Source organism: Reyranella sp., assembly GCF_036558665.1.
In the GTDB taxonomy this organism is placed as follows: Bacteria; Pseudomonadota; Alphaproteobacteria; order Reyranellales; family Reyranellaceae; genus Reyranella.
The window spans coordinates 1-23,993 of the sequence record NZ_DATBFE010000143.1; the positions used below are offsets into that span (position 1 = coordinate 1).

The window sequence follows — 23,993 nt, forward strand, 5'->3', positions numbered from 1 at the left end:
GGCCAGGGATCGACCTTCACTGTCACGGTCACCGTGCGGCGCGACGACGCCCGGGCGATCGCCGCCAACGACCAGCCCGAGCCTGCGGCGCTGGCCGCGCACGGCCGGCGGGTGCTGGCGGTCGACGATTCGGAGGTCAATCTCGAGGTCCTGATCGGGCAGTTCGAGATCTTGGGGATCGGGCTCGACACCGCGAGCAGCGGCATCGAGGGCCTCGCCCTGTGGCGCGCGCGAAACCATGCGCTGGTCATCACCGACATCCACATGCCCGACATGGACGGCTTCGAGCTCACACGCCAGATCCGCGCCGAGGAGAGTGCCACCGCCGATCGTCCGCGCACACCGATCCTGGCGCTGACCGCCAACGCCCTGAAGGGCGAGGCCGAGCGCTGCCTCGCCGCCGGCATGGACGGCTATCTCACCAAACCGCTCACCCTGGAGCGCCTGCGCGAGGCCGTGGCGCGCCAGGCGATCGCGGTTCCCGAAGGCAGCGCCTCCGGCGCGGTCGATCGATCGGTGGTGTCCGGCATGTTCGGCGGCAATCCCGCCTCCGTCGAGCGCGTGCTGGAGCGCTTCAGGACCACAGGCGCCAGGCTTCTGGACGAGATCGAGGCAGCGGCCTGCGATCCGCCGCGGCTCGCCGAACTCGCCCACCAGCTCAAGGGCGCTGCCCGCGCCGCCGGCGCCGGGCGCCTGGGCGACCTCGCCGAGACGGTGGAAAAGTCGAATCGCCCGGCCGATCTCGAGGCGCTCCGCGCCGAATGGCGAAAGGTGATTTCGGAGCTCAGCCCGGCGTGAAGCGATCGAAACGCCGCGCGAGCGGACAGCGATGCTGGCCCACGCGCCGGTCAACGGACACGTAGGCGTCAGAGGAAGATCACTCGGCCGCGCGCCCTTGGGTGCCAAACTTGGGAAGATCTTCGGTGCCGTCGACCAATGCCTCCGCACCTTCGGTCGGCAGGACCTTCACGTAGTTGAGGGCGGCGTCGATGTCGCCTTCCCAGATCTCGCGCGGCAAATCGTAAAGCAATTCGATTCCGTAGCCGTTGGGATCGTGGATGTAGAGGCTGTGCGTCATGCCGTGCTCGACGCGCCGGTCGAACCTGACGCCTCGCGCCTGCAGATAGGCGAGCTGCCGCGACCAAGCATCGCGATCGGGCAAGGTGATCGCGATATGGTTCACCGCGAGCGGCATGCCGAACATCTTCCAGTCCTGAGGCGGCGCCGGCAGTTCACGATTCTCGACCAGCGCGATATCATGGTGATGGGTCTGGCCGCCGCGGTCGCCGCTGTAGAAGCGCATCTTCGGCGGATGGGGACGCTGCGGTGTCGGCTTGAGCTCGCCGACCTGACGGAAGCCCAGGATCTCGGTCCAGAAGCGGTGCGACTCTTCGAGGTCGCGGACATTCAGCACGAGATGGTTGATGCCGCGCGGCGTCACCGCCTGGGCCGGGGCGGCGGGCTTGTCCGAAAGCGGTTGATCCATCGAGCTCCTCCTCACGATGCGGCCGACGCCAGATGCTGCGGCGCCACCTGCCGGGTGTCATCCCACTCCTCCAGCAGGAAGCGGTCAAGCAAACGGTTGGCCCGGGCCCGGTCGGCCAGCGCCACCGTCTGGGCGGCAATCAGATTGCGACCGACCGAGCCCAGGTAGAAGCGCTCGTATTGCTCGTTGCGGCTGCCGAGGGCGGTTCCGGCGAAGTCCCAGGCCAGGCGGAACAGGCGGCTGCGCTGTTCGGCGTCGACGCCAACCCCGCGCAGATATTTCTCGACCAGCGGCCTCAGCGTCTCGTCTTCGAGGGCTGCCCGCGCCGGCGTAGTCAGAAGATTGTGCGAGCCGATCAGGCGGATGATCTCGTTGACCCGCGGGAACCAGGTCGGCAGGGCGGCGCGCAACGCCGCCAGGGGCCGGCCGTCGCAGGACCACATGCCGTTGCCGAGTGCATCGGCCGCTTGCTCCGCGGCATAGACGGCCGCGCGCGCGAATTCGGCATACATTGCGATCTCGCCCAGCATCTGCTGCGTCGGCGGCTGGTTGGCGGAGTTGATCGTCTCGGCCATGCGCGTGGCCAGGCTCCACGCGAATTCGAGCTTGGTCTGTGCCCTGATCATGGTCTGCTGCATGATGTTGGGCCACCAGCTCGTCTTCATGACCGTGTTGTAGACGTCGAGATTGGCGTCGATGAACAGCCGCTCGCGCGGCACCTCGACATCATCGAAGATCACGAACGCATCCTGCTCGTCAAACCGGCTCGACAGCGGATGCTCGAACCGGTTGGTGTTGACGGCCACGCTGTCGCGGCAGATGAATTTCAGCCCCGGCGTGTCCATGGGAATGCAGAACGAAAGGGCATGTACGTCGGCGGCATTGGGCATCGGGCCGCCGGGATAGACCGCAAGCTCGTCGGCGAAGGGCGCGAGCGTCGCCAGCACGCGCGACCCGCGAACCAGGATGCCGGTCGAGGTGTTCTCGACCTTGTGCAGCTGTACCGGGTCGAATCCGACCGGATACTTGCCTTTCGCCAGATCGACGGTCGAGTGCACGATGGTGTGGGTGAGGGAGATATCCTCGCGGGCGAGCTTCTTCTGATAGCGTACCAGGTTGGCGGCGCCCGCTTCGTTTCCATTCACCGCCCACTCGTCGGAGCGGCCGGCGAAGCCCGCATAGGTCACGTTCATGTAGTCGGGCGTGCGCCCCATGAGGCCCACCGAGAATTCGGCGACGCGCTCCAAACCACGATGGCGCCGCTGCAGATCCTCGCGGCTGCGCGGGATCATGTGACTGACATTGATCGATTCGCCCGTCTCGGGATCGGCCATCAGACAGTCCTGCGCATGCCGGTGCTGCAGGTCGAAGACCTCGGCCAGCGCATGGGCCGCACCGCTCAGTGCCGGATGATCGACGATCGAACGAATGCGCTCGCCGCCCACCCAAAGCTCGCGGCCATCCTTCAGACCACGCAGGAATTGTTCGCCTGTACGTGCCGCCATGCCGGCCCTCCCGGGAACGCGCCTTGCCGGTGCAAATGCGCGCGGGGCGAAATGCTATTCAGCGCGCGCACTTGCCGGAACGAACAAATGAGGAATAGAACATATAACGAATTGTTATGGGAGGGGCGGGTGGCCAAATCCGGATCGGCAGCCGCACGGCTGCGACGTCGCCGGCCGCCGAAGCCAGCGGCAGCGACGCCGTCCGCGGACGCCGTCCCGGTTCCCGATGCCCGCGAGCTGGCGGCGCGGCTGCGTCGCGTAAACCTCGACACATTCCCGATCCTGCACGAGCTCCTGCGCACGCGCAGCGTCACGCGCACGGCGCGCTCCTTCGGCATGACGCAGCCCGGCGTCAGCCGAATCCTGCGGCAGCTGCGCCTCTCCTTCGACGATCAGCTGCTGGTGCCGATCGGGCGGGAAGCGCAACTCACGCCTCGCGCCGAGGCGCTGATCGATCCGTTGCATCGCGCGCTCGCCGAGATCGGCCTGCTGCTCGATTCGACCAATCCGTTCGATCCGGCGACTGAGGCCGTGCACTTTGTCGTCACCACGGCCGACTATGTGAGCCTGTTGCTGGCGCCGATCCTGGCCGAGATCTGCGCGGCGGAGGCGCCGCGCGTGGTGCTGGAATTCACCGAGGCGCGGCTGCGCAATCCGGACGAACTCGCCCGCATCGACTTCCTGATCGGGCCGCGTGCCTTCGGTGAGCGGTTGGGCAAGCGCATCGGCTCGATGCCGCTATGGCGCGACGATATCGTGTGCATCACGGCCGAAGCCAACCAGGCGATCCCGGCACGCATCACGGCAGAGCAGTTCCAGCGGGAACGTCAGGTCGGGATGAGATCCGACCCGCGAGTGCCGCCCGACATCCGCCTTCAGCTCCAGCCGACATCCGCGCTCGAGACGGCGCTGGTCTGCACCACACCCAATTTCCTGGTGATCGGCGCCATCGTCGAGCAGGCCGACAGCATAGCGCTGGTCCCGCGCAAGGTGGCGCAGGAGCTGATCCGGTCGCGCCGGCTGCGCATCGTCGAGCTCGCCCATCCGCATCGCCAGTTGATGATCGACGCCTATTGGAGCCTGGCCGCGAGCGGCAAACGCGGTCATGCCTGGTTGCGCGGCTTGCTCGCGCGGGCGGCCATGCGGTTGCAGTAGCGTCGGCTTCTTAGCGTCGGGTCAGGCGCTCGACGACGAGATCGAGTTGATCGTAGTCACGGATTTCAAGCGTAAGCACGCTCTGCTCGGCCAGCCCGCGCAGCACCAACGATGCCTTTAGGCCCAGGGCTTCCTCGACGCGCCGCTCCAGCGCCTTGGTATCGGCGGTTTTGGTGCCGTCGCTCGGACGTGCGCCTTTTCGGACCTTTCCGGCCTTGTGCCCGGGCTTCTCTCCCGCGGCCAGCCGCTCGAGCTCGCGTACGCTCAGCTTTTCCTTGATTGTGCGCACCGCCATTGCCGTGGGATCGGCGAAGCTCAGCAGCGTCCGCGCATGGCCCGCGCTCAACTCGTGGCGCTGGACCATGCTCCGGACCTCCTCGGGCAGGTCGAGGAGGCGCAGCGTGTTGGCGATGTGCGGACGGCTCCGCCCCATCGTTTCGGCCACCTCCTCTTGTGTCTGATGGAACTGCTCGATCAGGCGGCGGTAGCCCGTGGCCTCGTCGATGGGCGACAGATCAGTGCGCTGCAGGTTCTCGATCAGGGCAAGCTGCAAGGCATCGATATCGTCGAGGGAGCGAACGACGACCGGGACTTCGTGCAACTGAGCCTTTTGCGCCGCCCGCCAGCGGCGCTCACCGGCGACGATTTCGTAGGCGTCGGGTTCGTCGGCCAATGGGCGCACAAGTATGGGTTGCAAGAGGCCGAACTGGCGAACGGAGTCGACCAGCCCGTCCTTCTCCTCGAAGACGGTGCGCGGCTGGAACCGGCCAGGGCGCAGACGCGCGATCGGCAGGGTGAAAGGCACACGGGATGCCGGCGCCGGCTTTGCCGCGTCGCCGGTTGCGACCCCGCCTGGCGACGGCGACGGCGTCACCACCGCTGACGCAACGTCGTCGTCACCCAGGAGAGCGGATAGTCCGCGGCCAAGGCCGCGTGGCTTAGGTGGCAGGTTCATGGGAGGCCTGTTGCTGCGCCGCTTCCGCGGCAGTGCGCCGGCGCCGGATGAACTCACTCGCCAGCAGGATGTAGGCCTGCGATCCGGCGCAGGCATTGTCGTAGATCAGGACCGGCAGGCCATGCGACGGGGCCTCGGCAATGCGCACGTTGCGCGGGATGGTCGTGCCGAACACGAGCTCGCCGAAATGCGCGCGGACGTCTGCTTCGACCTGCTGGCTGAGCGTCATTCGGCGATCGACCATGGTCAGGATCACACCAGCGATATGCAACTTCCGGTTGAGGATCTTCTTCACCCGCTCCACGGTGTTGCACAGGGCGCCGATCCCCTCGAGCGCCAGGAACTCGGCTTGCAGCGGCACGAGCACGGCATCGACGGCCACCAGGGCATTCAAGGTCACGAGGCCGAGCGACGGAGGGCAGTCGATGAGAATGGTATCCCAACGGCGACGCGCATCGTCGCCGGGCGCCGTCAGAGCCTCGGCCAGGCGGTGCTCGCGGCGCTCCATGTCGATCAGCTCGATCTCGGCGCCCGCCAACGAGACGGACGCCGGCATGACCGATAGGCCCGGAATCTGCGACGTGCGCACGGCGTCCGCCAGCGATGACAGGCCCAACAGGAACTCGTAGGCCCCGGGCGAACGCTGGTTGCGCGCGATGCCCAAGCCGGTGGAGGCGTTACCTTGCGGGTCGAGGTCGATCAGCAGGACCTGCTCGCCCACGGCCGCCAGGGCCGTGGCAAGATTGATGGCGGTCGTGGTCTTGCCAACGCCGCCTTTCTGATTAGCGATCGCGAAGATCTTTGGCCCGGTAGGCGGCAAGTCGGAGGAGGACGGCGTCACGATCCGTTACGCTGGGGAAAGGCTGGGCCTCAATCTCCCAGTCTTTATGGGCTTCGGTCAATTCACTGCGCCACCCTTTTCCCTTGTGGAAAAGACAAATAGCGGGGTCCGACCGATGCCGGTCGGCCAAAGCAAGGAGTTGGCCAAGCGGCGCAAGAGCGCGCGCGGTGACGATGTCGGCCTTGGCGGGTTGGACTTCCTCGATGCGGCCGATCACGACCCGCAAATTTCCCGTCACCCCCATCTGGCGGGCGGCTTCAGCCAGATAGGCTCCCTTGCGGGCATCGGACTCGACCAGGGTGATATCGAAATCCGGCAGGAAGGCTGCCAGCACCAATCCAGGAAAACCCGCCCCGCTGCCAAGGTCGGTCAGACTCCGTGCCTCCCCGGAAATGAGAGGAATGAGTTGGGCGGAATCGAGGATATGCCTGGTCCAGATATCGTCGACTGTAGCGCGACTGATCAGATTGATGGCCCTCTGCCACCGCTCCAGTGTTGTAACCATGGCTTGGAGCGCGGCCTCAGTTTCACGTGAAACAGGGACCCCAAGGGCCTGCATCTCCTTACGGAAGCGCCTGTAGCCGCCCTCGCTGTCGGCTCTACGCCGCTTGTCGGCGGACATATTTCAAGAGGACGACCAAGGCGGCCGGTGTCACCCCTGAAATGCGCCCGGCCTGACCCAAGGTCGCCGGTCGATGCGCCTCGAGCTTCTGCCGGACCTCGTTGCTCAACCCACCTACGACGCCGTAGTCCAAATCGTCCGGAAGCTTCAAGGCCTCGTCACGGCGATAGGCGGCAATGTCCTGGCGCTGGCGAGCGAGATAACCATCATAGCGCGCGTCGATGGCGAGCTGGTTCGCGATCTCCGAAGGAATGGAGCCCAGCTGGGGCCACAGCGATGCCAGTCGCCCCCAGTTCATCTCGGGATAGGCCAACAGATCGAGCGCCGAGCGAACCACACCGTCACGATTGACGTAAACGCCCCGTCTTGCGAGCGTCGACGGACTTGCGGTCAGCCGGCCGGCGAGACTGCGCGCATCTTCCAGGGCTCGCTGTTTCACGTGGAACCGGTCGCGCCGGTCGCGCCCAACGCAACCGATCGCCATACCCTTGGGCGTCAGGCGCTGGTCGGCATTGTCTGCGCGCAACCACAGCCGGTACTCCGCCCGCGACGTGAACATCCGGTACGGCTCGGTTACGCCCAGGCTGACCAGATCATCAACCAAAACCCCCATGTACCCGTCCGCGCGATCGATGTGGAACGGCGCCGAACCGGCCGCCGCCAAAGCGGCATTCAGACCGGCGATCAGGCCCTGCGCCGCGGCCTCTTCATAGCCCGTCGTTCCGTTGATCTGGCCGGCCATATAGAGACCCGAAATCCGCTTCGTCTCCAAAGTCGCATGGAGTTCGCGCGGATCGATATGATCGTATTCGATGGCATAGCCTGGCCGGAGCATGGCTGCACGTTCCAGACCCGGGATGGTCTGCAGCAAAGCGACCTGGACGTCGCGCGGCAGAGAGGTCGAAATCCCGTTTGGGTAGACGGTGGAATCGTCCAGCCCCTCCGGCTCAAGGAAGATCTGATGGCGGTCGCGACCGGCGAAGCGCACGACCTTGTCCTCGATCGACGGACAATAACGCGGACCTACGCTTTCGATCTGGCCGGAGTACATCGGCGCGCGATGCAAATTGGCGCGAATGATCCGGTGGGTTACGGGCGTGGTCTCGGTGACATGGCAGGCAACCTGGGGGGTCGCGATCTCACGCGTGAGATAGGAGAAGGGCTGAGGCGGCGTGTCGCCCTCCTGGCGCTCGAGGCCAGCATAGTCGATCGTGCGGCCGTCGAGGCGGGCGGGCGTGCCCGTCTTTAGCCGACCCAGGGCAAAGCCGGCGGACTGCAACCTGTGCGCGAGCCTGCTTGACGGCTGTTCGACCGCATCTGGCCCGAGGTCGGCCGGCAAACCACCGCGCTGCCCGCAGGCTCGCCCGGCCGGAATCTTGATTTCACCCAGATGAATCAGGCCTCGCAGGAAGGTGCCGGTCGTCAGGATGACACGGCCCGCAAAAAAGTCGGCGCCAGACTCCGTGAGCACGCCGCTGCACGCACCGCGGGTATCCAGCAAGATATTACTTACAGCTTCCGCGCGAATCTCCAGATTGTTTTGCTCGGACAGAAGTGCCTGCATCGCCTGTCGGTACAGCTTGCGGTCGGCCTGAGCGCGCGGGCCGCGCACGGCCGGCCCCTTGGACAGATTGAGGGTGCGGAACTGGATGCCGGCGCGGTCGATGGCGCGGCCCATGACGCCGTCGAGGGCATCGATCTCGCGCACCAGATGGCCCTTGCCCAGTCCGCCGATCGCAGGATTGCACGACATCTCCCCAATCGTATCGAGCCGATGGGTAAGAAGGAGCGTACGCGCGCCAAGGCGCGCCGCAGCCGCTGCTGCCTCGCAGCCGGCGTGACCACCGCCGACCACGATCACGTCATAGGAAAGGCCCGACATGGCGGGCCTTTTACGCTTGCGGACGGCAGCTGGTCCAGACGGCCTCAGGCGGCCCGCCGGCGACCCTTGCTGCGTTTGCGGGTGGTGCGCTTGCGACTTCCCCGGGAACTCTTGCGGTGCGCCGCCAGGAAGCGCTCGGCCCTGTCGCGGCCAGCGCCACCGCCTTCGAGGCTTTGACGCAGCGCCGCCATCAGATCGACGACCTTGCCCTCCGGCTGCTCCGGTTCGGCCGCGACCAGCCGCTCGCCCTTCTTCTTGCGTGCGATCAGGTCGCGCAACGCCTCCTCGTAGCGATCCCGAAACTCGGTCGGATCGAACGCCGCCTCCTGTTGCTCGATGATCTTCTCGGCAATCTTCAGCATGCCCGTATCGGGTTTGGGCAGGCTGCGGTCGAACACCGCATCGCTGCTGCGGATCTCGTCGTGGCTGCGCAGCGTCGTCAGCAGGATGCCGCTGTCGCGCGGTTCCAGCGCGCACATGCGCTCGCGCTGATGCAGCACCAGGCGCCCGAGCGCTACCCTGTTCTGCTCCTTCATGGCGGCCCTGATCACAGCAAAGGCCTCGACGCCAGTCTTGCCCGCGGGCGCGAGATAATAGGGCTCGTCCCAGTAGATGCGATCGATGGTTTCCGCATCGACGAAATGCTCGATATCGATGATGCGCGTCGATTCGAGCTTCACCGCCTCGAGCTCTTCCTTGTCGAGCAGCACGTACTTGTTCTTGGCGACGGCGAAGCCGCGCACCAGCTCCGAGCGGTCGACCGGTTTGCCCGTCCCGGCATCGACCGTCTGCATATGGATGCGGTTGTGGGTCTTGGGATTGATCAGGTTGAAATGGACGTCGGCGCTGCGCTCGGTCGCGGTATAGAGGGCGACCGGGCAGGTGACGAGCGAGAGTCGGAGATGTCCCTCCCAGGTGGGACGAAGCGCCTTGCGCCGTTCCTTGGCCATGGAATCATTCCTTGCTGTTCAGCAACGTCTCGATGACGGCGCGCAGCGGGCGTGCCGCCTTGGCGTAGCCGCGCCAGGGTTTGTTCTTCTTGAGCAACGCCGGGGCGGTCCGCATCGTATAGCGCGTAGGATCGAGACCAACTTTCACCGTGGTCCATTCGATCGGCATCGACACCGTGGCCTGGTCGCGGGCGCGCGGTGAGAGCGGCGCCACCGCGGTCGAGGTGCGATCGTTGCGCAGATAGTCGAGGAAGATTCGGCCGCTGCGCTCCTTCTTGGCCATGTTGAGCACGTAGCGGTCGGGTTGCTCGTCGGCCAGGCGACGGCAGACCTCTTTCGCGAACATCTTGGCCGCATCCCAGTTTGGACTCTTCCTGTCAGAGGTGAGCGGCACCACGACATGGAGCCCCTTGCCGCCGGTAGTCTTGCAAAAAGGCACCAGCCCCAGTTTCGCGAGCCGCCGTCGCAACTCCTGTGCCGCCTTGATCACTTCGCCGAATTTCACATCCGGCGCCGGATCGAGATCGAACACAAGCCGGCCGGGCAGATCGGGCCGGTCGGGCTGGCTGTTCCAGGGATGGAGCTCGGTGGCGCCAATCTGCGCCATCGCCGCCAGCGCCTCGACCCGATCGATTTGCAGGTAAGGCTTACGATCGCCACGCACCTCGGTCTCCGTGACGAGATGCGAGCCGCCCGGCATGGCGTGGCGCTGGAAGAAGCGCTCACCGTGGATGCCGTCGGGCGTGCGCACGATGGAGCAGGGCCGGCCCTTGATGTGCTCGACCATCCAGTCGCCGATCTCCTCATAGTATCTTGCCAGTTCGAGCTTGGTGATCGGCGGCTTCAGGTCAGGCCACAAGGCTTTGTCGGGATGCGAGATCGACACCCCCATCACCACGGCCGTCTGGCCCTTCCGGCTGACGCCGGCGGCCGGGCTCACGGTCCTGCCACGGCTCGGCTTCGGTTTGGCGAGCTTGGCCTCGGTGGGCGGCACCGGCTGCTCGGCCACCACATCCGCCGATGGCTTGTCCTCGCGGAGACCCTTGAACGCCGCCTGCCGCACGTTGCCGTCGTGAGTCCAGCCGGCGAATTCGATTTCGGCCACCAGCTCCGGGCGGGCCCAGTGCATGTTGCTTTCCCTGGGCGGACTGGCTCCTGGCGCGAAGGGGCTCTGCTTGCTCTCGACGGCCCTCAGGCGCGGCAGCAGCCTGCGCATGGCCTCGGACCCGAAACCCGTTCCCACGCGGCCGACATGCACCAGCTTGCCGCCGCGGTGGTATCCGACGACCAGTGAGCGCAGCTTGCTGCCGGTCATCGTCCAGCCGCCGATCACCACCTCCTGACCGGCCCGGCATTTGGCCTTGGTCCAACTGCCATATCGCCCCGACCGATAGGGCGCATCGAGCTGCTTGGAAATGATGCCTTCGAACTTCATCCGGCAGGCCGATTCCAGCACGGCATCGCCTGCGGTCTCGAAGTGGTCGACGTAACGGATCAGCGGATGTTTGCCCTTGAGTCCCAACACCAGGTCGCGCAACCGGGCCTTGCGGTCGCGCAGGGACAGCGCCCGCAGATCCTCGCCTTCGGCGAACAGCAGGTCGAACACGAAGAAGATCAGCTTGTCCGACTTTCCCTCCGAGAGCGCCACTTGAAGCGCCCCGAAATCGGGCGCGCCATTGTCGTCGATCGCCACGGCCTCGCCGTCGATCATGCAGTCCGGCAACTTTTCGGCAGCCGTGGCGATCGCCCTGAATTTATCGGTCCAGTCGAGTCCCTTGCGCGTGCGCAGGACCGCCTTGCCGTGCTCGACTCGCAGTTGTAGCCGATAGCCGTCAAACTTGAGCTCGTGTCCCCAACCCGGACCGGACGGTGCGCGCTCGACGAGCTTGCAGAGCTGCGGCTCGACGAAGGACGGCATGGCGCGGACTTTCCTGGGTTTCGCCTTCGAGTCGGGCAAGGTGGCCTTCTCGCCGCCGCCCTTCCTGTTGCTGTCCCAGACCGCTCCGGCCGAGCGGCGCTTGGCGGTCATGAACGGGGTCGGCGCCTTGCCGGTGCCGAGAGCGATTTCCTTCAAGGTCCGCCCGGACGCGACCGAGGTCGCATCCTTCAGGAGCATGTCACCGTCGCCGTCCACTGCCGCCTGGTCACGGTGCTTGATCAGAAGCCAGTTGTTGCGCTTGCTGCCCCGGCTCTGCTCGCGGCTCCACTTCATGCGCACGAGCACCCAGCTGCCGCCCAACCGCTCGCCGGCCAAGGTGAACTTGAGGTCGCCACGCATCAGTCCTTCATGCGGATCACCTTCCGGCATCCAGTAGCCGCGATCCCAGAGCTGCACCGTGCCGCCGCCATATTGGCCCTGGGGAATGGTCCCCTCGAAATCGCCATAGTCGAGCGGATGGTCCTCGACCTCCACCGCCAGCCGCTTGTCGTGCGGGTCGAGCGAGGGGCCCTTGGTGACGGCCCACGACTTGAAGACGCCATCCAGTTCCAGACGGAAATCGTAGTGCAGTCTCGTCGCATCGTGGCGCTGGATCACGAAGCGCAGCTGCGCGGCGGCGGGTACCGACGCTTTGCCCGACGGTTCGTCGGTATGGCTGAAGTCGCGCTTGGCGCGATAGGTGGCCAGGCTGTCTCTGCGCATGGAAGACCTCGGCTGCACAGTCAGGTGAACGTGAGGCGTCTGGGTCGGTTCCCCTTATTTGCCAATGCAGAAGTCGCGGAAGATCACATCCAACAGCTCGTCGATGCGCACGGTGCCGGTGATGCGGCCAAGCGCACGCATGGCCAGCCGAAGGTCCTCCGCGGCCAACGCGACTTCAGGTGCGTCGAGCGCACGCGCAAGGGCAGAGTGAGCTTCAATCAGCGCTTCGCGATGGCGCACGCGCGTCAATGGCGGCGCGGCCGCGGCACCCTGCTCCATCAGCAGGCCCGCCGACTGCTGCAGGCGGGCCAGCAGCTCGGCGAGACCCGTACCCGACCGGGCGGAGAGCGGCACCACGCCCGCAGCATCGACGGGCTGCAGATCGATCTTGTTCACCACCGCGATATCGTGCGCAGCATCCCAGCGTGCACCGCCCGAAGTCAGCTCGGCCAACGCCGCCTTCCAGTCGGTCGTCGCATCGAGCACCAGCAGGCGGAGATCGGCCGAGCCGGCGCGCGCCAGCGCCCGGCGCACACCCTCCTGTTCGATTGCATCACCGCTCTCGCGCAGACCGGCGGTATCGGCCACCACCACCGGCCAGCCGCCGAGATCGAGATGGACCTCGATCACGTCGCGGGTCGTGCCGGCGGTCTCCGACACGATGGCGGCATCGCGGCGGGCCAGAAGATTGAGCAGGGACGATTTTCCGGCATTTGGCGGACCGATGATGGCGATGCTCAGCCCGTGCCGCAGCCGCTCGCCACGCTTGTCGTCCAGATGTGCCGCGATCTCGCTCATGAGCTGGAGGATCGATGCGCGCACCTCCTCGCCGAGGCCGGTCGGCAGGTCTTCATCCGGAAAGTCGATCGCGGCTTCGAGATGGGCAAGCGCACGCAGACCGAGCGTGCGCCAGTCCTCGTAGAGGCGGTGCAGTGCCCCGTCCATCTGCTGCAACGCCTGGCGGCGTTGTTGATCGGTCTCGGCGGCGACCAGATCGGCAATGGCCTCGGCTTCGGTCAAATCCAGCTTGTTGTGCTCGAAGGCTCGGCGCGTGAACTCGCCCGGCTCGGCCAGCCGGCAAAAGCCGAGCTGCTGGATCGCCGCCATGGCCGCATTGACGACGGCCCGCCCGCCGTGGAGATGCAACTCGGCCATGGTTTCGCCGGTCTCCGAATAGGGTGCCTCGAACCAGACGACGAGGCCGCGGTCGATCTCCTCTGCGGTCAGCGGCTCAATCAGAGTGCGCACCACCATGCGGCGCGGCGGAGGCAAGGCTGGATCCCGCGCCGATTGAGCGCGCTCGAAGGCGTGGGGCTCGGTGAGGAAGATCAGCGCCTCGGCGGCGCGCGGGCCGCTTAGCCGGATGACAGCGAGCGCTCCCGGCTGCAGCCGCGACGGTGCCGGCGTGCCAAGCGCGTAGATCGTCGAGCCGTCCATCAGCGCCGTGGGGCCGCCGACGGCACCGCTTGAGCCGGCGGCTTGGCGGGGCGAGCAGGGGGCGCCGCAGGGACCGCACGCGCGATGAGCTTGTCGGCTATCTTCTCGTACAGCGCTTCGGGAATGATGTGCCGTTCCACGAGTTCCGTCTTGGCCTTGAACGGCCGGGCGCGAATGATCGCATCCGCCCGCACCTCGCCGATCCCTTCCAGGCCCATAAGCTGGTCGCGATTCGCCGAGTTCAGATCGACCAGGGCCGCGGCAGGACTGGCAGGTGCCGGACGGGTCTGGGCGCCGGCGGACGTCGCGAACAGCAGCCCGAGGCCAAGGAGAAGCGCCAGGAGCTCGAGCGTACGAGTGGCATGGGACATGCGGGTTCTCCTAGCATCGATAAAGCCTCGACGACCTCCTATTTTAGGACCCCCGCGGCCTGTAGTATCGGCCGCGCATGGCCACGCCCTACGACCATATCCCGGATCGCCGCACGATCATCGGTCGCCGCGCGCTCGAGGAGGCCTTGGCCACGCTGGTCGAGGACCTGCCCACGGGCAGCGAGCCGCCGCGCCCGCAGGTTCTTGCCCTGTTGCGTGCCGCCCTGACGGCGGGGCGGGACGAAATCCGCCGCCGTTTCGAGGCCCCGGGCCCGCAGCACAACGACGGGCCCACGGTGCTGGCTGCGACCTCGTTCCTGATGGACCAGCTGGTGCGGGTGATCTTCGACTTTGCCGACGCGCGGGTCTATCCCGCCGCCAATCCCAGCGCCGCCGAGCGGTTGGGTCTGATGGCAACCGGCGGGTTCGGCCGTGGCGAACTCGCCCCGCTCAGCGACCTCGACCTCCTGTTCCTGCGGCCCTACAAGCAGACGCCGCGTGGCGAGCAGATCGTCGAGTACATGCTCTATCTGCTGTGGGACCTCGGGCTGAAAGTCGGGCATGCCACGCGCACCGTCGAGGAGAGCCTGCGCTACGCCGAGCGCGACCAGACGATCCGCACCGCACTTTTGGAAGCACGCTATCTCTGGGGCGACCGTGCACTGTGCGACGAGCTGGCCAAGGGCTTCGCGCAGCGTTTCGGCAGCGGCGACGGCCGCGATTTCGTCGAAGCCAAGCTCAGCGAGCGCAACCAGCGGCATGTGCGCATGGGCGATTCACGTTATGTCGTCGAGCCCAACGTCAAGGAGGGCAAGGGCGGCCTGCGCGACCTGCACACCCTCTTCTGGATCGCCAAGTATCTTTACCGGGTCGACAAGCCGGGCGAGCTCGTGGCCAAAGGCGTCCTGACGCACGGCGAGGCGCGCCATTTCGAGCGCGCCGAGCGGTTTTTGACCACCGTGCGCTGCCATATCCACTATCTGACCGGCCGGGCAGACGACCGGCTCTCGTTCGACCTGCAGCGTGAGATTGCTTCGCGACTGGGCTACCAGGACCGGCCCGGCAGCCGCGGCGTCGAGCGCTTCATGAAGCACTACTACCTCCACGCCAAGACGGTGGGCGATCTCACCCGGATCTTCGTCGCCGCGCTGGAGGACAGCCATCGCCGCAAGCCCAAGCTCGCCGCCTTGTGGCAGACGTTGCGGCCGCGTCAGCTCGGCGGCTTCCGACTCGACGGCGAGCGGCTTTCAGCGGCCACCCCCGACGCCTTCGCGAAGGATCCCGTCGGCATCCTGCGCCTGTTCCATGTCGCGCAGGAGAACGGCCTCGACATCCATCCGGCATCGCTGCGGCAGATCACACAGAACATCCGCCTGGTCGATCGGCTGCGCAACGACCCCGAGGCCAACCGTCTGTTCATGGCCATGCTGACCTCGCGGCACGATCCCGAGACAACGCTGCGGCGCCTGAATGAAGCGGGTGTCTTCGGCCGGTTCGTGCCCGATTTCGGCCGCGTCGTCGCGCAAACCCAGCACGACATGTATCACACCTACACGGTCGACGAGCACACGATCCGCGCGATCGGCATTCTCGCGAGCATCGAGAACGGTACGCTGAAGGAGGACCTTCCGGTCTCGACCGAGATCGTGCACAAGATTCTGTCACGGCCGGTGCTCTATCTTGCCGTGCTGCTGCATGACATCGCCAAGGGCCGCGGCGGCGATCATTCCGTGCTCGGCGCGGACGTCGCCATGCAGCTCTGCCCGCGACTCGGCCTCAGCGCCGCCGAAACGGAGACCGTCGCCTGGCTGGTGCGCTACCACCTCGCCATGTCGGCGACCGCCTTCCAGCGCGATCTGATGGATCCCAAGACGATCGAAAGCTTCGCCGCGTTGGTGCAATCGCCCGAGCGTTTGCGGCTCCTGCTGGTGCTGACGACATGCGACATCCGCGCTGTCGGGCCCAATGTCTGGAACGGTTGGAAGGCGGCCCTTCTGCGCCAGCTCTACCATGCCACCGAGCATATCCTGTCTGGCGGCACGCTGTCGGGCGGCCGTGGCGAGCGCATCAAGGCGGTGCAGGCCGAAGTCGGCCGGCGGCTCACCGGATGGACAGAGGCGGAAAAGGACGAGCACTTTGGCCGCGGCTACCCTCCGTACTGGCTGTCCTTTCCGGCCGACACGCTCGTTCGACAGGCCGGGCTGGTGCGGCGCGCCGAACGGGATCATCAGGCGCTCGCCATCGAGCACCGCATCGACGCCGACCGGTCGGTGACCGAAGTCACGATCTACACGCTCGACACCCATGGCCTGTTCGCCCGCCTCGCCGGCGCCATGGCGATCAGCGGCGCCAATATCGTCGACGCCAAGATCTTCACCCTGGCCAACGGCATGGCCCTCGACACCTTCTGGCTGCAGGACCTCGAGGGCAAGCCGTTCGACGGGCCGCAGCGGCTCGCCCGCCTCGCCGCGCGGGTCGAGATCGCACTCAGCAACCGGCTCGACATTGCTCGCGAGCTCGACAGCCAGAAGAGCTCGTGGCCCCGACGCGACCGCGTTTTCACCGTGCAACCACGCGTGCTGATGGACAACAACGCCTCCGACACGTTCACCGTGATCGAGGTCAACGGGCGTGACCGGCCGGGCTTCCTGCACATCGTGACACGCGCGTTGACCCGCATGAATTTGCAGATCGCCACGGCGCACATCACGACATACGGTGAACGCGCGGTCGACGTGTTCTACGTCAAGGACCTGTTCGGCCTGAAGATCGTGAACCAGGACAAGCTCAAGCAGATCGCGGCCGAGGTCGAGAAGTCGATTCGCGACTTCGATGCCCGCTTCGAGCCCGTTCCCAAGGCTGCGGAATAGCAAACGCCGCCGACACGCCACAATTTCGGCCGAGGGTACCGACGATCGACCGTCCGGAGGAATGCCGTGCGTCTATTGGCTCTTCTGCTCGCCGCCCTGGTCTCCCTGTCGGCTGCCCTTGGGGCCGAGGCGCCGGCCGCCACGGCCCAGACGTTGTCGCCGCCGACACTTGCTCCCCTCGTTCGGCGTGTCGCTCCGGCGGTGGTCAGCATCGCTATCAAGGGGCGGGTGGCGATGGAGCAGAACCCGCTCTTCAACGATCCCTTCTTCCGCCAGTTCTTCGGCATCCCGCAGGGTCCGATCGAGCGCGAGATCCAGGCCGCCGGCTCGGGCGTCATCGTCGATCCGCGCGAGGGACTCGTGGTCACCAACGCCCATGTCGTCGAGCACGCCGACCAGATCGCGGTGACGCTGTCGGACGGCCGCCAGCTGACGGCGCACAAGATCGGCGCGGATCCCAACAGCGACGTCGCGCTCATCCAAATCCCGGCCGGCGGCCTCTCGACGATTCCCCTTGGCAATGCCGACGCCCTGCAGGTGGGCGACTATGTCATCGCCATCGGCAATCCGTTCGGCATCGGCCAGACGGTAACACACGGCATCATCAGCGCCGTGCGCCGGACCGGCATCGGCGACGATTCCCGCGAAAATTTCATCCAGACCGATGCGGCGATCAATCCCGGCAATTCCGGCGGCGCGCTCGTCGACATGAACGGCACGCTGGTCGGCATCAATACGGCGATCATCGGGCCGAGCGGCGCCAATGTCGGCATCGGCTTCGCCATCCCCGTCGATACCGTGCGCCGCGTGGTGGCCGAGCTGCTGCGCCATCGCACCGCCGGCCGCACTCACTGGCGGTAGCTCAGATCCGCTTCTCCCGCGCCTTCGGTTTCACGAACAGGGCCACGACCTCGGGATGGCGATCCCGCACCCTTTGCTCGAGTGACCTCACGCTGTGCTCGATCTGGGGCGTGCGCAGGTCGTCGTCAAACTCGAGGTTCAAAGCCGCCACGATCTGCTCGGGGGCAAGGTGCACGGTAAATATACCGCTCGCTTCGTCGACGCCTGGCTCGCTCCGTGCCAGGGCCGCGATCGAATCGCGGACCCGCTCGCTCGCCCGCTCGCCGATCAGCAGTTCCTTGCATTCGCGCGCAACCAGGATGGCCGTAATCGCCAGCACAAGCCCGATCAGGATGGAGGCCAGGCCATCCAGTTGGGGCATGTCGAGGGTGTCGGCCGAAAACACGCCTGCGGCGGCAATGGCGAGGCCGATCAGGGCGGCCGTATCCTCGAACAGGACCATGAAGGCCGGGGGATCCTTGCTGTCCCGGACCGCTTGCCAATAGCCGCGATCGCCCGCGGTGGTTCGAAAGTTCTTGAACGCCACCCACCAGGAGATGGCTTCAAACAGGAACGAGAGAACGAGAACGACATAGTTCACGACAGCGTTCGTAATCGGTTCGGGCGAGCGGATGTGGGCGACGCCTTCGTAAATCGAGGCCCCTGCGCCGGCGGTGAACAGCAGCAGGGCCACCATGAAGCTCCAAAAATAGAGTTCGCGGCCGTAGCCCAGCGGATGCGTCGGATCGGGTTTGCGAGCGGACTGGCGATAGCCGTAAAGCAGCAGCGCCTCATTGCCGGTATCGACCAGGGAATGAACTCCCTCGCTCAGCATCGACGAGCTGCCGGTGACGGCCGCAGCGACAAACTTGGTCAAGGCGACGAGCAGATTGCCCGCGAGCGCTGCATAGACTGCCGTCTTCGAGGTCAGGTCGCGGTGTTCGCCGGGCATAGGCTCAGAACGCCGCGTGCGCCGCGTTGTTGCGATGCTAGGGCTCGGTGGACACCGGTGAAACGCAACGGCCGCCGCCCGACGCCTGGCACAGCACACCGATCACCTGCCGGCTTTTCACCTGGTCGCACGGAACGCCGAGGGCCCGCGACAGATCGAGATGCTGCTTCAGGACCGCTTTCGCGCCTGGCGCGATCGGCAAGACGATTCCCTCACGGTACGCCGATTGCAGTTCGAGGTCGCGCTGCTCGCCATTCGCCAGGGTGAACAGGACATCGACCTGCAGAAAGTCGACCGTCTCGGCCGATTTGTTCTCGGCCACCAGGCTCGGCACGCAGCTTCCGAACAACGACGCATCGTCGCCGCGGTGGACTTCGATGCCCGGCTGGGCGCCGAACGCCTGCACCGACACCAGGATGCCTGACGCGATCACGAGACCGGGCCGCATGGCCGCCTCCGTCAACCTGTCGAGCTTTCTCCCGCCTGCATGCGCTGTTCGCGGCGCACGGTCAACATTTGCAGGATCGACGCCGCCGTCTCCTCGATCGAACGACGCGTCACGTCGATCGTCACCCATTTGCGGCGGGCATACAGACGCCGCGCTTCCTGGATTTCGCGCTGCACGCCGTCCATATCCGTATATTCGCTCTCCGTGTCCTGCTGCAAAAGCCGCAGGCGATTCATGCGGATCTGGACCAACCGCTCGGGGTCGGTGATCAACCCCACCACGAGCGGCCGGGTTGCCGTCTCGAGCTCGGCCGGCGGCGTCACGGACGGTACCAGCGGCACGTTGGCCGCACGCACGCCGCGATTGGCCAGATAGACACAGGTCGGCGTCTTGGAGGTGCGTGAGGGACCCACCAGGATCACGTCCGCATCGTCGAGGTCGTGGGTCGACTGGCCATCGTCGTGCGCCAAGGTGTAGTGCATGGCGTCGATCCGGTCGAAGTAGCCGTCATCGAGCTGATGCTGACGGCCCGGCCATTGCTCGCTCTTGGAGTGAAAGTGCACGGCGAGCACGCTCATCACCTGATCGAGCACGCCGACGCAGGGAAGCTGCAGGCGTCGGCAATGATCGCGCACACAGTCCCGCAGTTCGGGATCGACAAGCGTGTAGAGCACCGGCCCGCGGTCGCGCTCGACCGCCTGCATCACCTTCTCCATCTGTCCCCGCGTGCGCACGAGCGACCAGACATGCTCCTGAACGAAGATCCCCTCATATTGCACGAGACAGGCACGGGCGACGCTCGACACCGTTTCTCCGGTGGAGTCCGAGACCAGATGGACGTGGAAGTTGCGATTGGCCACGCCACAATCTAGCCCACAGAGCGCCGGGGAGAAAATCGGAACGCCAGTGGCAAATCGGGGACAGGTCGGCCTTCCCGGGCCGAGCGCTTGATTCAGGAACCGACTCTCCGAGCTGGTCCCATCAGTCTTCCCTTCCGGACAAGCCGGCCGGAGAAATCTGCGAATCGGGACTCCATCCCTTCGATGCCGACAAATCACCGCTTTCCGATCCACAAGCCGTTGGGGACGGCTGTCTAATGACGCGCATCCCCGTCCTCCACACGCCCAACGACTCCTACAACCTATTCTGAAAGAGTAAGAGGAAGGCATGAGAGGACAAAATTGAGCGCTGGAAAATTCCTGGCAACGCTCGGCGGAACGCGCTTTCCGACGCCACCGATCTGGCTAATGCGCCAGGCGGGTCGCTATCTTCCGGAGTATCGGGCGGTGCGCGAAACAACGAAGTCCTTTCTCGATTTCTGCTATACGCCGGACAAGGCGGTCGAGGTGACGTTGCAGCCGGTGCGCCGCTTTGGCCTCGATGCGGCAATCGTCTTTTCCGACATCCTGGTCGTGCCGGACGCGCTCGGCCAGAAGGTCTGGTTCGAGGAGGGCGAAGGACCCAGGCTCGAGGCGCTGACCGACCCCGCGCAGTTCGGCCAGCTTTCACGCGCGCGTCTCATCGACCATCTTGCGCCGGTCTATCGCGCCATAAGCCTGGCACGCGAGGGCCTGCCATCGGAGACGGCTCTGCTGGGCTTTGCCGGCGCTCCCTTCACGCTGGCCTGTTACATGATCGAAGGCGGCAGCAGCCGCGACTTTGCCAAGGTCAAAATCTGGGCCTATCGCCATCCTGATTCGTTTGGCTTGCTGATTGATCTCCTGGCCGAGGCGATCGTCGATCATCTCGTCTGCCAGGTCGAGGCGGGTGCCGATGCCGTCCAGCTCTTCGATTCCTGGGCGGGCGTCCTGCCCGAGGAGCAGCTTTTCCGCTGGTCGCTCGAGCCGATGGTGCGAATCGCCCATGCGGTCAAGGAACGTCACCCCACGGTGCCGATCATCGCCTTTCCCCGTGCGGTGGGCCCTGCTGCCTTGATGTATCGCAGACCGGACGCCTTCGCGGCGCTGTCGATTGACACCGGCATTGGCGCGCACTGGGCGGCGCAGGAGCTGCAGCCACATATCTGCCTGCAAGGCAATCTCGATCCACTGATGCTGGTCGCGGGCGGAGGCGCGCTGAAGCGCGAGACCCGGCGCATTCTGGACAAGCTGGCGCATGGGCCCTTCGTCTTCAATCTGGGCCATGGCGTGATGCAGCAGACACCGCCCGAGCACGTCGCCGAGCTGGTCGACATCGTGCGCCAGTGGAAGCCATCGCCCTCATGATGGACCGGCCGTGAAGATCGCGATCGTCCTGTTCAATCTCGGCGGGCCGGATTCTCTGCAGGCGGTGCAGCCTTTTCTGCGCAATCTCTTCAGCGATCCTGCCATTATCGCCTTGCCGTCCTGGCTGCGGCTGCCTTTGGCAAGCTTGATCGCGCGCCGCCGGACACCCAAGGCGCTCAGGATCTACGAACAGATTGGCGGCGGCTCACCTATCCTGGGCCAGACGGAAGCGCAGGCGCGCGCGCTCGAAGAGGTGCTGAGCGCGGATAACACCTGCGAATGGCGGGGCTACGTCTGCATGCGCCACTGGCATCCGTTGACCGAGACCGTCGCTCGGTCGATCCACCGATTCGCGCCGGATCGTATCGTGCTGCTGCCGCTCTATCCGCAGTTCTCGACAACGACGACGGCATCTTCAGTAAAGGCCTGGCGCAAAGCGGCACATTTCAAGATACCGACAGTGGCGATCGACAGCTATCCGACCGAGCCCGGCTTCATCGCCGCCTCGGTCGAGCTCGTGAAGCAGGGATTGGCGGAGGCCGGTTCCGGGCCGAAGCGCCTGCTCTTCTCCGCCCATGGCTTGCCGGAGAGAATCGTCAAGGCTGGCGATCCCTATCGGGAGCAGGTCGAGCAGACGGCCAAGGCGATCGCTGCGCGACTCGGGGACGTCGACTGGTCGGTCTGCTACCAGAGCCGGGTCGGCCCGCTGAAATGGATCGGCCCCTCGACGGATTCCGAAATCGCACGGGCGGCACACGAGCAGGTCGGAATCGTGCTCTATCCGCTCTCCTTCGTGTCGGAGCATTCCGAGACGCTGGTCGAGCTCGACATCGACTATCGTCGTTTGGCCACGGAAGCCGGTGCTCCGGTCTATGTACGCGTGCCGACCGTGGGCACGCATCCCCTGTTCATTCGAGGCCTCGCCGATCTGGTGCGGGCCGCCCTCGCCCCACCAGTCAAGGCCGCGTGATGCTCTACGATGTACTCAAGGCGTTGCACATCGTCTCTGTGATTGCCTGGATGGCGGGGCTACTCTATCTGCCGAGACTGTTCGTCTATCACGCCGAGGCGGAGAAAGGCTCACCGCAAAGCGAGACCTTCAAGGTGATGGAGCGCCGCCTGCTGCGCGGCATCATGAACCCGGCGATGACTGCCGTCTGGATCTTCGGTCTCCTGCTCGCCTGGCGGGGCGACTGGTGGCACGCCGGCTGGTGGCAGGTGAAGATCTCGCTCGTGGTCGGTCTCACGCTGGTACATCACGCCTATGCTCGCTGGCGAAAGGACTTCGCCGCCGACCGCAATACCCGGCCGGCCCGCTTCTATCGCTGGTGGAATGAGGTGCCGACAGTGCTGATGATCGCCATCGTGTTTCTTGCGGTGCTCAAACCGTTCTAGGCTGCCAGGCCGAGCGCCTGAGCATCACCGGCGAGGCGACGGCGGCATAGACGACGAACGAGAGGGCGACGATTGCAGACAGCGTCGCCATCTCGCCGTTCAGGAAGGTGACTGCCGCCCAGCCCAGCCCCGCTGCGACGATCAGGCGGGTGGTGACGGCCACCGAGGGCCACAGCACCGTCCCGGCGCCCTGGCCGGCGAAGGATGTAACAAAACCGAAGCCGAACAGACCATAGACCAGGCCTACGATGCGCAGATAGCTTGCACCCGGCCCGAGCACCGCCGCATCGCTCGTGAACAGGTCGAGCCAGAGCGAAGGCGCCGCTGCCACCACAAGGCCAATGGTTTCGGTGATGCCGAGTCCGATCAGGCTGCCGATCCACGCGATATGGCGCGCTCGGCTGCCCTGGCCGGCGCCGATATTGATGCCGACCATGGTGAGCACAGCCGAAGACAGACCGAAAAGAATCGGGATCATCACATAGTCCAGGCGCGACGCGATCCCGTACCCTGCGAGCGCGGCGGTGCCGAAGAGTCCGACCGCGCCCGTCACCAGGATCACACAGAGATTGGTCTGCAGTGCATTGATCGCCGTCGGCAGGCCGACTTTCAGGATATCGGCGAACAGCCGCCATTGGAGCGGCACGATACCGAGCGTGAGGCCGGCCCGGCCCGAGCGCATGTAGCGCAGCAACACCAGCATTGCGCCCGTGTAGTAGAGAGCGAAAGCGATTCCGGCGCCGGCGATACCGAGCGGGGGGATCGGGCCGAGGCCGAAGATCAGCGCCGGCGAGCATGGGATCAGCACCACGGCACCGATCAACGTCACCAGCGCCGGCACCTTGACGTTGCCCGACCCGCGCAGGGCGGAGGCCAGGAGGTTCACGATCCAGACGGCGATGGTGCCGGCAAACAACCAGCCGGAATATCGAACGGCCGAATGCAACGCCTCGCCGCGGCCGCCCAGGGCGCCATAGAGCGCGGGGCCTCCCCACAGCACGCCGATCATGAACCCCGCGCCGACGATGACGGCCAACACCACGGAATGGAAGACCAGCGCATCGGCGTCCTTGTGCCGTCCCGCTCCGATCGCCCGGGCGACGGCCGAGGCGACGCCGCTGCCCAGTCCGCCGTTCGACATGGTGGTCATCAACATGAAAAGCGGGAACACCAGCGCGACGCCAGCCAGGGCGTCGGTCCCGAGAAAGCCGAGATAATAGGTTTCGGCGATACCCACCATGGTCTGCGCCACCATCACGCCGATCATCGGCCAGGCGAGCCTCATCAGCGTCGGGACGACGGGGCCTTCCAGCATGACGACCCGCATCCGTGCTTTGCGCTCCACCTCCGGTGCGGCCGTTCTGTCGCCGATGTCGTGTACGCGAACTGGAGCGGTGACGTCGGACATTGGCGACTCT

Annotated in this window: 21 protein-coding genes; 7 read left to right on the forward strand and 14 right to left on the reverse strand. The window is 65.8% G+C overall.

Going from position 1 to position 23,993, the window contains the following annotated elements:
* Window positions 1-798, forward strand: a 798-nt coding sequence (locus tag VH499_RS20810) for a response regulator (RefSeq protein WP_332054673.1), incomplete at its 5' end; no start/stop codon positions are given.
* A 79-nt stretch (window positions 799-877) separates the two neighbouring features.
* Here VH499_RS20810 and VH499_RS20815 read toward each other — a convergent pair.
* Window positions 878-1,486, reverse strand: coding sequence for a VOC family protein (locus VH499_RS20815; RefSeq protein ID WP_332054674.1), 609 nt, complete (start codon window positions 1,484-1,486; stop codon window positions 878-880).
* Window positions 1,487-1,497: 11 nt separating this feature from the next.
* Entirely contained in the window at window positions 1,498-2,991 is a 1,494-nt protein-coding gene (locus tag VH499_RS20820; protein WP_332054675.1) for a 4-hydroxyphenylacetate 3-hydroxylase family protein, read from the reverse strand.
* 129 nt (window positions 2,992-3,120) lie between these two features.
* On the opposite strand from VH499_RS20820, the gene VH499_RS20825 reads away from it, so the two are divergent.
* Complete coding sequence (locus tag VH499_RS20825) at window positions 3,121-4,146, forward strand: LysR family transcriptional regulator (protein ID WP_332054676.1); 1,026 nt, start codon at window positions 3,121-3,123, stop codon at window positions 4,144-4,146.
* Between the two features lie 10 nt (window positions 4,147-4,156).
* Here VH499_RS20825 and VH499_RS20830 read toward each other — a convergent pair whose 3' ends face one another.
* The 8 genes from VH499_RS20830 to VH499_RS20865 form a co-directional block, all read right to left on the reverse strand.
* Complete coding sequence (locus tag VH499_RS20830; RefSeq protein ID WP_332054677.1) at window positions 4,157-5,023, reverse strand: ParB/RepB/Spo0J family partition protein; 867 nt, start codon at window positions 5,021-5,023, stop codon at window positions 4,157-4,159.
* Window positions 5,024-5,084: 61 nt separating this feature from the next.
* A complete protein-coding gene (locus VH499_RS20835) occupies window positions 5,085-5,942 on the reverse strand; it encodes an AAA family ATPase (protein ID WP_332054678.1) in 858 nt (285 codons plus the stop codon).
* Window positions 5,884-6,564 carry a 16S rRNA (guanine(527)-N(7))-methyltransferase RsmG gene (gene rsmG, locus VH499_RS20840; protein ID WP_332054679.1) on the reverse strand — a complete coding sequence of 227 codons (681 nt, stop codon included), beginning with the start codon at window positions 6,562-6,564 and terminating at the stop codon, window positions 5,884-5,886. The genes VH499_RS20835 and rsmG overlap by 59 nt, the downstream gene beginning before the upstream one ends.
* Window positions 6,542-8,446, reverse strand: a complete 1,905-nt coding sequence (gene mnmG / locus VH499_RS20845) for a tRNA uridine-5-carboxymethylaminomethyl(34) synthesis enzyme MnmG (RefSeq protein WP_332054680.1) — start codon at window positions 8,444-8,446, stop codon at window positions 6,542-6,544. The genes rsmG and mnmG overlap by 23 nt, the downstream gene beginning before the upstream one ends.
* A 44-nt stretch (window positions 8,447-8,490) precedes the next feature.
* Window positions 8,491-9,396: a Ku protein gene (locus tag VH499_RS20850; RefSeq protein WP_332054681.1), complete on the reverse strand. Its 906-nt coding sequence runs from the start codon at window positions 9,394-9,396 to the stop codon at window positions 8,491-8,493.
* Between the two features lie 4 nt (window positions 9,397-9,400).
* On the reverse strand, window positions 9,401-12,037 hold the full coding sequence (gene ligD / locus VH499_RS20855) for a DNA ligase D (RefSeq protein ID WP_332054682.1): 2,637 nt from the start codon (window positions 12,035-12,037) through the stop codon (window positions 9,401-9,403).
* Window positions 12,038-12,091: 54 nt separating this feature from the next.
* A complete protein-coding gene (gene mnmE, locus VH499_RS20860; RefSeq protein ID WP_332054683.1) occupies window positions 12,092-13,474 on the reverse strand; it encodes a tRNA uridine-5-carboxymethylaminomethyl(34) synthesis GTPase MnmE in 1,383 nt (460 codons plus the stop codon).
* Window positions 13,474-13,845, reverse strand: coding sequence for a helix-hairpin-helix domain-containing protein (locus VH499_RS20865; RefSeq protein WP_332054684.1), 372 nt, complete (start codon window positions 13,843-13,845; stop codon window positions 13,474-13,476). Before VH499_RS20865 ends, mnmE begins: the two co-directional genes overlap by 1 nt.
* 77 nt (window positions 13,846-13,922) lie before the next feature.
* Here VH499_RS20865 and VH499_RS20870 point away from each other — a divergent pair, with 77 nt between their 5' ends.
* Window positions 13,923-16,715, forward strand: a complete 2,793-nt coding sequence (locus VH499_RS20870) for a [protein-PII] uridylyltransferase (protein WP_332054685.1) — start codon at window positions 13,923-13,925, stop codon at window positions 16,713-16,715.
* A 66-nt stretch (window positions 16,716-16,781) separates the two neighbouring features.
* The gene (locus VH499_RS20875) at window positions 16,782-17,576 is read left to right on the forward strand and encodes a trypsin-like peptidase domain-containing protein (protein WP_332054686.1); all 795 of its coding nucleotides are present in this window, start codon (window positions 16,782-16,784) and stop codon (window positions 17,574-17,576) included.
* Between the two features lies 1 nt (window position 17,577).
* Here the strand turns inward: VH499_RS20875 and VH499_RS20880 are convergent, their stop codons facing one another.
* The 3 genes from VH499_RS20880 to VH499_RS20890 are packed head-to-tail and all read right to left on the reverse strand — an operon-like array spanning window position 17,578 to window position 19,815.
* Window positions 17,578-18,507, reverse strand: a complete 930-nt coding sequence (locus tag VH499_RS20880) for a cation diffusion facilitator family transporter (RefSeq protein ID WP_332054687.1) — start codon at window positions 18,505-18,507, stop codon at window positions 17,578-17,580.
* 37 nt (window positions 18,508-18,544) lie between these two features.
* The gene (locus VH499_RS20885) at window positions 18,545-18,955 is read right to left on the reverse strand and encodes a hypothetical protein (protein WP_332054688.1); all 411 of its coding nucleotides are present in this window, start codon (window positions 18,953-18,955) and stop codon (window positions 18,545-18,547) included.
* 11 nt (window positions 18,956-18,966) lie between these two features.
* Window positions 18,967-19,815, reverse strand: a complete 849-nt coding sequence (locus VH499_RS20890; protein ID WP_332054689.1) for a pyruvate, water dikinase regulatory protein — start codon at window positions 19,813-19,815, stop codon at window positions 18,967-18,969.
* Between the two features lie 321 nt (window positions 19,816-20,136).
* On the opposite strand from VH499_RS20890, the gene hemE reads away from it, so the two are divergent.
* The 3 genes from hemE to hemJ are packed head-to-tail and all read left to right on the forward strand — an operon-like array spanning window position 20,137 to window position 22,575.
* Window positions 20,137-21,180 carry a uroporphyrinogen decarboxylase gene (gene hemE / locus VH499_RS20895; RefSeq protein ID WP_332054690.1) on the forward strand — a complete coding sequence of 348 codons (1,044 nt, stop codon included), beginning with the start codon at window positions 20,137-20,139 and terminating at the stop codon, window positions 21,178-21,180.
* A 10-nt stretch (window positions 21,181-21,190) separates the two neighbouring features.
* Window positions 21,191-22,150 carry a ferrochelatase gene (hemH, locus tag VH499_RS20900; protein ID WP_332054691.1) on the forward strand — a complete coding sequence of 320 codons (960 nt, stop codon included), beginning with the start codon at window positions 21,191-21,193 and terminating at the stop codon, window positions 22,148-22,150.
* Window positions 22,150-22,575, forward strand: a complete 426-nt coding sequence (hemJ, locus tag VH499_RS20905; protein WP_332054692.1) for a protoporphyrinogen oxidase HemJ — start codon at window positions 22,150-22,152, stop codon at window positions 22,573-22,575. Before hemH ends, hemJ begins: the two co-directional genes overlap by 1 nt.
* On the opposite strand, the gene VH499_RS20910 is transcribed toward hemJ, so the two are convergent.
* Window positions 22,562-23,983: an MATE family efflux transporter gene (locus VH499_RS20910; RefSeq protein WP_414709820.1), complete on the reverse strand. Its 1,422-nt coding sequence runs from the start codon at window positions 23,981-23,983 to the stop codon at window positions 22,562-22,564. The genes hemJ and VH499_RS20910 overlap by 14 nt on opposite strands.
* Window positions 23,984-23,993 lie beyond the last annotated feature (10 nt).